10 protein-coding genes are annotated in these 11,970 nt (G+C 60.0%); 4 read left to right on the top strand and 6 right to left on the bottom strand.

Translation table 11 applies throughout. The features are described 5' to 3' along the window. A partial coding sequence (locus tag NW855_RS00345) for an RNA-guided endonuclease TnpB family protein (protein WP_414508238.1) occupies window positions 1–443 on the top strand: 443 nt, incomplete at its 5' end. Between the two features lie 282 nt (window positions 444–725). On the opposite strand, the gene NW855_RS00340 is transcribed toward NW855_RS00345, so the two are convergent. Continuing rightward, complete coding sequence (locus NW855_RS00340) at window positions 726–1,715, bottom strand: RluA family pseudouridine synthase (RefSeq protein WP_414508237.1); 990 nt, start codon at window positions 1,713–1,715, stop codon at window positions 726–728. A 276-nt stretch (window positions 1,716–1,991) separates the two neighbouring features. Here NW855_RS00340 and ppsA point away from each other — a divergent pair, with 276 nt between their 5' ends. Both ppsA and NW855_RS00330 read left to right on the top strand, forming a co-directional pair. After that, window positions 1,992–4,451 (top strand): phosphoenolpyruvate synthase, encoded by a 2,460-nt coding sequence (gene ppsA, locus NW855_RS00335; protein ID WP_414508236.1) that lies wholly within the window; start codon window positions 1,992–1,994, stop codon window positions 4,449–4,451. A 69-nt stretch (window positions 4,452–4,520) separates the two neighbouring features. After that, entirely contained in the window at window positions 4,521–5,780 is a 1,260-nt protein-coding gene (locus NW855_RS00330) for a dihydrolipoamide acetyltransferase family protein (protein WP_414508235.1), read from the top strand. A 4-nt stretch (window positions 5,781–5,784) separates the two neighbouring features. Here the strand turns inward: NW855_RS00330 and NW855_RS00325 are convergent, their stop codons facing one another. Then, window positions 5,785–6,138, bottom strand: a complete 354-nt coding sequence (locus tag NW855_RS00325; RefSeq protein WP_099812372.1) for a rhodanese-like domain-containing protein — start codon at window positions 6,136–6,138, stop codon at window positions 5,785–5,787. Window positions 6,139–6,549: 411 nt separating this feature from the next. Between NW855_RS00325 and NW855_RS00320 the strand changes: the two genes are divergently transcribed. Beyond that, a complete protein-coding gene (locus NW855_RS00320; RefSeq protein WP_414508234.1) occupies window positions 6,550–7,998 on the top strand; it encodes a right-handed parallel beta-helix repeat-containing protein in 1,449 nt (482 codons plus the stop codon). A 583-nt stretch (window positions 7,999–8,581) separates the two neighbouring features. Here the strand turns inward: NW855_RS00320 and ndhI are convergent. From ndhI to NW855_RS00300, 4 genes are all read right to left on the bottom strand, one after another. Continuing rightward, window positions 8,582–9,205: an NAD(P)H-quinone oxidoreductase subunit I gene (ndhI, locus tag NW855_RS00315; RefSeq protein WP_414402974.1), complete on the bottom strand. Its 624-nt coding sequence runs from the start codon at window positions 9,203–9,205 to the stop codon at window positions 8,582–8,584. A 39-nt stretch (window positions 9,206–9,244) separates the two neighbouring features. After that, window positions 9,245–10,366, bottom strand: coding sequence for an NADH-quinone oxidoreductase subunit NuoH (nuoH, locus tag NW855_RS00310; RefSeq protein WP_099884200.1), 1,122 nt, complete (start codon window positions 10,364–10,366; stop codon window positions 9,245–9,247). A 61-nt stretch (window positions 10,367–10,427) separates the two neighbouring features. Next, window positions 10,428–10,631, bottom strand: a complete 204-nt coding sequence (locus tag NW855_RS00305; RefSeq protein WP_011429640.1) for a hypothetical protein — start codon at window positions 10,629–10,631, stop codon at window positions 10,428–10,430. A gap of 30 nt (window positions 10,632–10,661) precedes the next feature. Beyond that, window positions 10,662–11,846, bottom strand: a complete 1,185-nt coding sequence (locus NW855_RS00300) for an NAD(P)H-quinone oxidoreductase subunit H (RefSeq protein WP_011429641.1) — start codon at window positions 11,844–11,846, stop codon at window positions 10,662–10,664. Window positions 11,847–11,970: the final 124 nt, after the last annotated feature.

Genomic DNA, 11,970 nt, shown 5'->3' with positions numbered 1-11,970 from the left:
TCAGCAAAACCTTGGTCAGGGATGCCCAGGCTATTGGTGCGGCACTGGCTTTTGAGGACTTGACAGACATCCGAGAGCGCTTGAATCAGAAACCTCGGAGTAAAGCTGAGCGCCGCAGAACCAATAACTGGGCGTTCTACCAACTCAGGATGTTTGTGACCTACAAGGCTGCCATTGCTGGAGTGCCTGTGGTGCTGGTGCCGCCTGCCTACACCAGCCAGACCTGCCACAAATGCCTGCACATCCACCCTGAGCAGGGTAAGTCCTACCGCAGCGGCAAGTTGTTCAAGTGTGGACACTGCGGGTGGGAAGGGGATGCTGACCATAACGCTGCTCAGGTGATCTCTCTCCTTGGGGCGACTGTAAACTCGCCTGAAATTCCGAAACTTAGCTGTCCTCTGGGGCCGCTAGGGATTGGGATAAAGCCCGCACCCTGCGCATAGCGCGGGTGTCGGGTAGTTTACTTACCTCCAAAGCCTCAGCCAGCGAAGCGGCTGTCTTTCGCTGTCCGGAGCGCAGCAGCATATCTAGCTTCAGGATCCGCTCTATCTGACGTAGCATTGCTTACCTTGGCCAGGATGAGCGCATTCTAAACAACTCACCTGGCAAAAATACTTCCGACTTCTCTAAAGATTTGCTGAAGGCTGAAACTTCTTGGGGACGGGGATCAGCATGAACCCCAATTGGACAGGCTAGACAGAGCGGAGAGCGACCTCTGAGGCTGCCTAGCCGGCCTGGCTGCGCAACTGCCGTAGCAGCCGCTCGAACTCTTCCGGCAGAGGGGCGGTAACCTGCAGCGGCTGGCCGGTGCGCGGGTGGACAAAGGAGAGCTTCCAGGCATGCAGAGCTTGGCCGCTGAGTTTGACGGGGCTGGTTTTGCTCTGGGTGTAGAGGGGATCCCCGACAATGGGCAGGCGCAGGTGGGCGGCGTGCACCCGAATTTGATGGGTGCGCCCGGTCTCCAGCTCAAACTGCATCAGGGTGTAGTTGCCCAGGCGCTCCAGCACCTGCCAGTGGGTTACCGCCGCTCGCCCTTGGCCGGGGGGCACAACCGCCATCTTCTGGCGATCCACCGGGTGGCGGCCAATGGGGGCAGAGATGGTACCTTGGCTTTGGGCTGGCCGGCCAAACACCACCCCTAGGTAGATGCGCCGAGCGGTCTTGGCTTGAATCTGAGCCTGCAGGTGCTGGTGGGCCTGATCGTGTTTGGCGATCACCAGGGCGCCGGTGGTGTCCTTGTCGAGGCGATGGACGATCCCCGGACGCTGCTCGCCGTTGATCCCAGAAAGGCGAGGACAGTGGGCCAGCAGCGCATGCACTAGGGTGCCGCTGGCATGTCCAGGAGCCGGGTGCACCACCAGGCCGCGCGGCTTGTTGATGACAAGCAGATCCTCATCTTCATAGAGGATATCTAAGGGGATCCGCTCCGGCTGCAAGGGGGTGGGGGTGGCCGGCGGGATCCGCACCTCGATTTGATCCCCGGCCTGCAGGGGGCGATCCTTATCCAGGCAGGGCTGGCCGTTCAGCCAAACTTGGCCCTGGCGGATAAGCTGCTGCAGGCGCGAGCGCGACAGCTCCGGCAGTTGTTCTGCCAACCCCCGATCCAGCCGCAAGCCCTGCTGTTTTTCCGTCACTCTTACCTGGCGAATTGCTGCCACCGGATCCCTGAGGCCTTCCATTTGCCCTGTTGCCGCCAACTGCTGCTTTGAAAACATGGTGGCAGAGCGGTTACTTTTGCATTAGATAAAAAAGGTCGAAGATTTGTGGCAACCTTCTCAGATGGATCCTGGCGAGATGGCTTTGTGTCAACCCCTTCTCAGCCTTTTCTAGGGGGTTGCGCCGGGATTTTAACCAGCGGAAAACCCTCAGTACAGTGAGGGTATAGACCCTCAAAGCCAGGCAAGATTCTGGCTGGGGGATGGTTTTTGGCTGCACGTAAGTATTGCAGCCGTGGTTCACATTTGAGTCTGATGGGCATAAGGAGACAGAGCATGTCGGATGGAGCAACGCTGGGATCCCAACTTCAACAGCCCTCTCAACGCCAGCTTGGCTCAGAGCCGCCCTTGGTTGTGCCCCTCACCGAAGTGGGGCTGCGGGACGTGGCCCAGGTGGGCGGGAAAAACGCCTCCTTGGGAGAAATGCTGCAGCAGCTAGCCCCCAAAGGGATCCGCGTGCCCCTGGGGTTTGCCACCACGGCCCATGCCTATCGCCAGTTCATCGCCGCTGCCGGCCTCGAGGAGAAGCTGCGGGAGATCTTCAAAGACCTCGATATCGAGGATGTGCGGAACCTGCGCGAGCGGGGCAAGGCCGCCCGCACCTTGATTTTGCAGACGCCTTTCCCCCCAGAGCTGGAGCAGGCCATTGCCAAGGCCTACCAGGAGCTGTGCGAGCGCTACGGCCCCGATACCGATGTGGCGGTGCGCTCCAGCGCCACCGCCGAAGACCTGCCGGATGCCAGCTTTGCCGGCCAGCAGGAGACCTACCTCAACGTGCACGGGATCAAGGCGGTGCTGCAGGCCTGCCACCGCTGCTTTGCCAGCCTGTTTACCGACCGGGCCATCTCCTACCGCCAGATCAAGGGCTTCGACCACTTCCAGGTGGCCCTCTCGGTGGGGGTGCAGAAGATGGTGCGCTCGGACTTGGCCTGCTCGGGGGTGATGTTCTCCATCGACCCAGAAACGGGCTTTAAAGACGCGGTGCTGATCACCGCCGCCTACGGGCTGGGGGAAAACGTGGTGCAAGGGATCGTCAACCCCGACGAGTACGTGGTCTTCAAGCCCACCCTCCAGCAGGGGCGGCGGCCCATCCTCTCCCGCAAGCTGGGCAGCAAGGCCCTGAAGCTGGTCTACGACGAGGAGGGATCCCGTTCCACCAAAAACGTACCCGTCCCCGAGAGCCTGCGCCGGCAATATGCCCTCAAGGACGACGAGATCCTGGAGCTGGCTCGCTGGGCCTGCCTCATCGAAGAGCACTACTCGGCGCTGCGGGGCCGCTTCACCCCCATGGACATCGAGTGGGCCAAAGATGGGATCACGGGCGAGCTGTTCATCGTCCAGGCCCGCCCCGAGACGGTGCAGTCCCAAAAGGCGGCCAACCGACTCAAGACCTATCGCTTTACCCAGCCGCAGGCGCGCCCAGAACCCCTGGTGCGGGGACGGGCGGTGGGAGAGGCCATTGGCCAGGGCACGGCCCGCGTCATTTTGGATGTGCGCCGCTCGGATCAGTTCCAAGCCGGCGAGGTGCTGGTGACCGAAAAAACGGATCCCGACTGGGAGCCGATCATGAAAAAGGCCAGCGCCATCGTCACCAACCAGGGGGGCAGAACCTGCCATGCGGCCATCATCGCCCGCGAGCTGGGGATCCCGGCCATTGTTGGCTGCGGCAGCGCCACGCAAGTACTCCGCTCCGGCGATCCCATCACCGTCTCCTGCGCCGAAGGGGAGGAAGGGCGCGTCTATCCTGGCTTGCTGTCCTATGAAGTTACAGAGATCCCCCTCGAGGAGCTGCCCCGCCCCCGCACCCAACTGATGATGAACGTGGGCAACCCGGAAAAAGCCTTTGGCCTCAGCGAGATCCCTTGCGATGGCGTGGGTCTGGCGCGGCTGGAGTTCATCATCGCCAACCACATCCAGGTGCACCCTCTAGCGTTGGTTCACTACGAGGAGGCGGTCAAGGAGGAGCCGCGCCTGGCGGAGCTCACCGCCCAGTACCCTGACAAGCCGGAGTACTTTGTGGACAAGCTGGCCCAGGGAGTGGCCACCATCGCCGCTGCCTTCTACCCCAAGCCGGTGATCGTGCGGCTATCGGACTTCAAGAGCAACGAATACGCCCACCTGCTGGGCGGATCTCGCTACGAGCCCCATGAGGAAAACCCCATGATTGGCTGGCGGGGGGCCTCCCGCTACACCGATCCCCGCTACCGCGACGGCTTTGCGCTGGAGTGCCGGGCCATGAAACGGGTGCGGGACGAGATGGGCCTGGCCAACGTCATCTTGATGATCCCCTTCTGCCGCACCCCCGAAGAGGGACACAGGGTGCTGGAGGAGATGGCCCGCCACGGCCTGGTGCGGGGGGAAAACGGCCTGCAGGTGTACGTCATGTGCGAGCTGCCCAGCAACGTCATCCTGGCCGACGAGTTCTGCCAGATCTTCGACGGCTTTTCCATCGGCTCCAACGACCTCACCCAGCTTACCCTGGGGTTGGATCGCGACTCCGCCCTGGTGGCCCATCTTTTTGACGAGCGCCACGAGGCCGTTAAGCGGCTGATCGCCCAGGTAATCCAGACGGTGAAAAGCCACGGGCGCAAGATCGGCATCTGTGGACAAGCCCCCAGCGACTACCCCGACTTTGCCCGCTTCCTGGTGCAGCAGGGGATCGACTCCATCAGCCTCAACCCCGATTCCCTGCTGAAAACCCTGTTGGTGGTGGCCGAGGCAGAAGCTGGCCGATAGGCCCAGGGGGCGGCGCCGGGATCCCGTCTGCTGGGTTACAATCTTCTCTGCTGTGTTGCCATCCCCGCCATGATCCACGAACTCTCCATGCCGGCCCTCAGCTCCACCATGGAAACGGGCAAGATCGTCGCCTGGCTGAAAAACCCCGGCGACCGGGTGGAGAAAGGGGAAAACATCCTGGTGGTGGAGTCGGACAAGGCGGACATGGACGTGGAGTCCTTCCACAGCGGCATTCTGGCCAGCATCCTCATCCCAGCAGGGGAATCGGCGCCGGTGGGCGCCCCCATCGCCCTCATTGCCGAAACCGAAGCGGAGGTGGCCGAGGCCCAAGAGCGAGCCAAGGCCCTCTCTAAGGGTGCTCTACCGGCAACTGCACCTACTGCAGTCCCCACCCCCACAGTTCAACAGCCAACCCCTGTCCCTGCGGCGATCCCCACCCCCACCCTTCCAACTGGCTCCAACGGGGCCGGATCCCAGCGGATCCTGGCTTCCCCACGGGCGAAAAAATTGGCAGAAAGCCTGGGGATCGACCTGCGCACGGTGCGCGGCTCCGGCCCTGGTGGGCGCATCGTGGCCGAAGATGTGGAGCGGGCTGCAGCTCAGGCCGCCTCTACGCAAGCGGCAGCTCCCCCCCCTGTCTCTGCGGCTGCCCCGTCGGGAGAAGTGGTTCCCTTGAGCACGTTGCAGGCGGCGGTGGTGCGCAACATGAACGCCAGCTTGGGCGTGCCGGTGTTCCACGTCGGCTACACCATCACCACCGACAGCCTGGATCAGCTTTACCAACAGGTGAAGCCCAAAGGGGTAACCCTGACGGCCCTTTTGGTGAAAGCGGTGGCCCTGACCCTAGAAAAGCATCCCCTCCTCAACGCCAGCTACACGGAAAACGGGATCCACTACAAAGCCGAGATCAACATTGCCGTGGCGGTGGCCATGGAAGACGGCGGCCTGATCACCCCTGTGCTCAAGCAGGCCAACCGGACCGATCTCTACGAGATCTCCCGCCGCTGGAAGGATCTGGTGGAGCGGGCGCGGCGCAAGCAACTGCAGCCGGAGGAGTACAACAGCGGCACCTTTACCCTCTCCAACCTGGGCATGTTTGGGGTGGATCGCTTCGACGCCATCCTGCCTCCCAACCAAGGAGCTATTTTGGCCGTCGGCGCTGCTCGCCCCACCGTGGTGGCCACACCAGAAAAAGCCATCGCCATCCGCTCCCAGATGCAGGTCAACCTCACCTGCGACCACCGCGTTATTTACGGCGCCCACGCGGCGGCCTTCTTGCAAGATCTGGCCCAGTTGTTAGAACAAAAGGTGGGATCCCTGACGCTGTAGAAGCTCAATAAGTGGGCAGGCTGGGATCCACCTCAAGAGCCCAGGCGTGGATGCCGCCGCTGATGTTGTAGACCTGGCTGAAGCCGTTGGCCAGCAGCCACTGGCTCACTTGGGCAGAGCGGATGCCGTGGTGGCAGAGGACAAAGGTTGGACAATGGGGATCGAGCTCCCTCAAGATTTGCTCGCGCCACTCTTGGTACTGGCTCAAGGGGTAGTTGCGAAACCCGAGGGCACTGAGATTGGCCAACTCCAACTCGGCCGGTTCCCGCACATCGATGAGTTGCAGAGGGCCAGCCTCGGGATCCCTCAGGCGGGCAGCTAGCTGCTGCGGCGCAACCGAGCGAACGAAAGAGGACATGGCTGACCTGTAACCCTATCTGGACCCGTTCTCAGGATATAGCGGCTCAGCGTCTACCCTGGTCTGCTTGCCATTGTTGCAGGTCGTGGTTGGCCGGCAACCCTTCCTTCAGCAACCCCCTGTCGAGTTACTTGGGGCAGCCCCCCTAGAACTCCAAATTTCTCGAAGAAATTTTAACTGTACTGATTGCGGATCCTCTGCCAAGTTCAATAGGGCAGGGATCCCTTTTGGGAGGCTCTGCTTGAGAGAATTGGATCCCAGGGGTTCATCCGGGCTCTAGGTATCCGCAGTTCTGATAGGCTTGACCGATAGGGACTTGCCAAGGATTTTCCACCGATGAAAGGCCCCCTTTCCACAGACGGCCAAGTATCCCGATCTAGCTGGCGAACCGGTTCCCTCTTGCTGACTCTGTTGGCAGGGATCGCTTTCGGCTGTGGAGGAGGAGGCACGGGCAACTCTCCTCCCCCACCATCGCCAGGTGGTGGGCCCGTCATCCTGCAAGTGGATCCAGCCAAGGGCCCCTTTACCAAGCTGGCCGATGCTGTGGCACAGGCGCAGCGGCTGCAAAATGCCACAGAGGGGCTAGAGGTGCTGATCCAGATTTTGGGGGCGGGCAAGGAGAGGCTAGAGAAGGATCTGGCCTTGGATGGGGGCGACGGCACCAATGGCGGGCGGATTCGGATTACCAGCTCCACAGCTTATGAGATCCTGGCCGGGTTGTTCGACGTGATCGTAGCCAGCCAAACCAGCCTGCAAGGGGTGGAGGTGGTGTTGGAAGGCGGAAGGGTGCAGGTCAACGGTGGCACCTTTCAGCCGAGCAAGGTTACCCTCAACGACCCCCGCTCCAACATCTTGGTCAACGGCAACGCTGCCGTTTTGGAGGGAGCTTTCAACCAATTGGCCCAGATTTTTTGCCAGCAATTTTTGGATCCCTGTGTGCAGATCTCCGGAAACAGTCGAGTCAGCGGCATTTCGTCAATCGTTAGCAAAACAGGCGGGGTGGGCATAGGCACAACACCAGGAAGTAACCCAACCCTCGAGAACAACACGATTCTCTTACAAGCTTTAGGGACTTTGGCTGTTCGCTACAGCGACAACTCCGGCGGGATCTTCCGCAACAACCAAATCGAAGGGGATCCACCTACCGCTGGGGCTGGCTTAGTGCTGCAGGCTCGGCAAGCAGGTAGGAGCGGCACTACCGGGATTCAACTGGATGGGGCAGGCTCAATTCCATCCATTCAATCCAACAGGATCGGCGTGGGTGGGATAGCCGGGAGCGTCGGCATTCGCATCTTGCAAGGAACACAAGCCCGTACCCTTTCTGGAAATACATTTCTGGCTCGGGGCGAGGGCAGAGGGATAGCAATTCAAGCGGCCCCCGGCACCCCAGATGTGGTGATTGCAGCCTACCTAGCCGGCAATGCCTTCCAGGGGAACTTTGCTGAGAGAGTTGCTGTGGGACTCTTCACACCCACACCTGAGCCAACGCCTTCTCCCACCCCGACACCTACACCCGTGCCCACACTTAGGCCGACGCCTCCTTCCACCCCGACGCCTACACCCACGCCCATACCTTCTGGCCCAAGGATCACAATCCCTAGCTTACCTGCAGCTGCAACGGTAACTATTACTCAGGCAGACGGCACAGTTATTGCCACTTCCACATCGGTGTCTGGGGATGTCGTCACCTTCCCGGCTCCGTTTATCCTTCCCTTTGGCGGTCAGGTTCGTATCACCCCTGCTGTCCCTTCCCCAGCGCCCATCACAGTGGGAACCATCACCCTTAGCACCTTCGACAACACAACTAACCCTGGCAGCACGACTTATTTCAACCTTGGACCTAGCATTCCCGTAAACTAGCTTTTGTCTGTGTTTAGGCGATTGGTTTTCCTTTGGCTCAAGGTTGCTCAGGCGTGGAAGGCTACCCTTTTGAAATGTGAGGATGCTATGGGTATTTCTGCCGTTTCTTCCCCTGGAGACTTAGCAGTTGCCCTGCCGCCGGGTTTTGATGTCCCTTTGGGTACCTACCATATGGGTGACCCTGCCTTTCGGTTTCCCTGAAGGGGGGTTGGCAAACCTTGCAAGCAGCTTTGGCTCTTAATTTCGTTTTCTTGTTAGAGATTTGCGATGGCTACCTACAACCCTAGTTGCAGCCAGCGTTCTTCGCTAGCCTCCGTGCTTCTAGCCTCCTTCCTAGTAAGAGGGGGCGGCTGCCTGTTCTTTTTCTTCCGAACCCTATGATGAAACTGTTTGAACGTTGCTCCCAGTCAACTGCTTCCATTCGCTTTACCATAACACTTCGCAAACAGTTCGCAGGAGCGGAATTGTCGCCCAAGCCTTTAGCGGGTTAGCCGCCTCAGGGGAATCTGCGGGTAAGTTCACACTCTCTTTGCCCCTAGGGATGGGTCTCTCCACCAGCAATCTAGGCCGTTGGCTGTTCCGACTACTCCACTGCAGCTTTGGCTTCCTTCTCTTTGGCTGCCTTGGCAGCGCGCATTTCCGCCAAAATCTCTTCGGGTCGTTTACCGGCCCGCTGAGATCCGGCAGGCAGCTCGTGGGGATCGATCACCCCCTTGGGCAGATAGGCAAACTCCCGCAGCGGCGTCACCATCGGGTCTTCCGTGACCTTGGAAGGCAAGCGGCCCAGCGCCACCTGGTGGTAGTTCAGCTCGTGGCGGTCGTAGGTGGCCAGTTCATAGTCTTCGGTAACCGAGAGGCAGTTGGTGGGGCAAAACTCCACGCAATTGGCGCAGAAAATGCACACCCCAAAATCGATGCTGTAACTGTAGAGCTCTTTCTTCTTCAGCTCGGTGTTGTAGACCCAGTCCACCACCGGCAGGTCGATGGGGCAAACCCGAACACAGATCTCGCAGGCAATGCACTTATCGAACTCAAAGTGAATGCGTCCCCGAAAGCGCTCAGAGGGGATCAGCTTCTCAAAGGGATACTGGACAGTTACAGGCCGGCGGTTCATATGGTCGAAGACCACTCCCATCCCCTGACCGATGTACTTGGCTGCTTTGAAGGCATCGCTTACGTATTCGCCAACGCGCTTGAGAAAAGTCATGGCCTGTCCTCTCCCTCTCTCGCTTTCTTTACTTTTCATTCAACCCCCGAAAACGCTCGGGAAGGCAAGTTTCAAAGCCGCCGTCAACAGCAAATTCACAAACGAGACGGGCAGCAGAAATTTCCACCCCAAATCCAACAGCTGGTCAATGCGCACCCGCGGCAGGGTCCAGCGCAAGAGGATGGCCAAAAACACAAAGATAAAAGCCTTGACCATCGTCATGAGAATGCCCAACACCGCCGCGCCGATCTGCAAAAAGGGGTTGTCCAACGGGATCCCGAGCCAGGCGGCAATTGTTTCCACCGGCACCACAAACGACCAGCCGCCCAAGTACAACACCGCCGCAATGAGAGAGGCCAGCAGCAAGTTGGCGTAGGATCCCAGGTAAAACAGGGCAAATTTCATGCCGGAGTACTCCGTCTGGTAGCCGGCCACCAGCTCCTCTTCGGCTTCCGGCAAATCAAAGGGGATCCGTTCGGTTTCCGCCAGCGCCGAGATCAGGAAAATGACAAAGCCAATCGGCTGCCGCCACACGTTCCAACTGAGGATCCCCAGCCCACTCTGCTGCTCCACGATCCCCACGGTGTCCAGGCCGTTGCTCATCAGCACCACCGCCAGCACCGACAAGGCCAAGGGCAGTTCGTAGCTAATTGACTGGGCCGCCGCCCGCAGCCCCCCCAGCAGAGAATACTTGTTGTTGGAGCCGTAGCCCGACATCAACAGGCCGATGGGCTGCACGCTGGAGGTGGCGATCAAGAAAAACACCCCGATGGCGATGTTGGAGATCAATAGGTTCTGGCCGAAGGGAACCACCAGATAACACAAAAAGACCGGCAGGAAAACCAGGATCGGCCCCAGCGTGAACAAAACTGGGTCGGCCAAGCTGGGCAGCACATCTTCCTTCGTCAAGAGCTTGATGCCATCGGCAATCGGGATCAGTACCCCCTGTGGCCCGGCCATGTTGGGGCCAATCCGCTGCTGGGCCGCCGCCGAGATCTTCCGCTCTAGCCAGGTCATGACCATCACTCCTAAGGTGGCGGCGATGACCATGAGCAACATGGGCAAAGGTACCCACAAAGCGTGGGCAGCGCCTGGGCTCAGGCCCAAGTTTTGCAGGGCTGTTTCAAAACCAAGCTGTAGGTCAATGCCGGCGGTTGTCATGGGGTTGAGTGGCTCCCTAGAGACGGTGAGTCAAAAAAGGCACTGGAGTCTGTGGATCTAACTAGGCTTTGCCGTTGGGATCCGACTGAGGGGGACGGTGGCGGCGGCGCAGCTCCTGCTGAATGATGGCCTGCAGGCGGGCGTCGGATAACTCTTCGGCGCGGCGGCGCCTTTCTTCTTGGTACTTGGCCCATTGCTTGGGACCGATAATCGCGGCAATAGTTACGACAATCAGGAGCGGCAGAAGCAAGATCGCCCAGGCCATCGCCCTTGTCCTCCCTTTCCTACGAGTATCTTAGCGATCCACCTCCCCCATAATGATGTCGATGCTGCCCAAGATGGCGATCATGTCGGCCACCTTCATGCCGCGAATGAGCTGAGGCAAGACCTGCAGGTTGACAAAGCCGGGTGGACGGATCTTCCAGCGCCACGGACAGACGTTGTCGTCGCCGACGATGTAAATGCCCAGCTCCCCTTTGGCGCTCTCCACCCGTACGTAGGCCTCTCCTTTGGGGATCTTGAAGTTGGCCGAGGGCTTTTTGCTGATGAACTGGTAGTCGCCCTTGTTCCACTCCGACTTTGGCCCCTCCAGCATGCGCTTGGCTTCCAGATTTTCAAAGGGGCCACCGGGCAGGGCCTTCACCGCCTGCTGCACAATTTTGCAGGACTCGCGCATCTCCTTCATGCGCACTCGATAGCGGGCCAGGCAATCCCCCTCTGGGTAAACCGCCACCTCCCAGTCGAAGTCGTCGTAGCACTCGTAGTGATCCACCTTGCGCAGATCCCAGTTGACGCCGCAGGCCCGCAGCATGGGCCCAGACAGGCCCCAGTTGATGGCATCTTGCTTGGAGATGACCCCTATCCCTTCCAGCCGCCGGCGGAAGATGGGGTTGTCGGTAACCAGCCGCTCGTACTCATCTACCTTGGGCAGGAAGTACTCGCAAAAATCGAGGCATTTTTCCGTCCAGCCGTAGGGCAGATCCACCGCCACGCCCCCGACGCGGAAGTAGTTGTTGTTGATGAGGCGCATGCCGGTGACGGCTTCAAACAAATCCAAGATCCACTCCCGCTCCCGCATGGCGTAGAGGAAGGGGGTTTGGGCGCCCAGGTCGGCCAAGAAGGGGCCAAACCAGAGCAGGTGGTTGGTGATGCGGGTCAGCTCCAACATGATCACCCGCAGGTAGCTGGCCCGCCGGGGCACCGGGATCCCAGCCAGTTTCTCGACGGCGTTGACGGTGATGGCCTCGTTGAACATGCCGGCACCGTAGTCCCAGCGGGAGACGTAGGGCAGGTACTGCACCACGGTGCGGTTTTCGGCAATTTTTTCCATGCCGCGGTGCAGATAGCCAATCACCGGCTCGCAGTCGACGATGTTTTCGCCATCGAGGGTGACCAGCAGGCGCAAGACCCCGTGCATAGAAGGATGGTGCGGCCCAAAGTTGAGCAGCATCCGGTCAGTACGGGTCTCGATCATGGGCATGGGCATGGCCGCCGCCTCCGCAACTGAAGAATGTTTATGGTCTGCAACATTTGCAGTATAGCGGCTTTCCCGCGGTTCCTCGAGCTCTCGGGCCATCAGGGATCCCAATTCTTGCTATTGAGGA

This window comes from Synechococcus sp. RC10B2 (assembly GCF_047502635.1).
The sequence above is the reverse complement of the archived record's forward strand: the minus strand, read 5'-3'. Positions and strand labels throughout refer to the sequence as shown.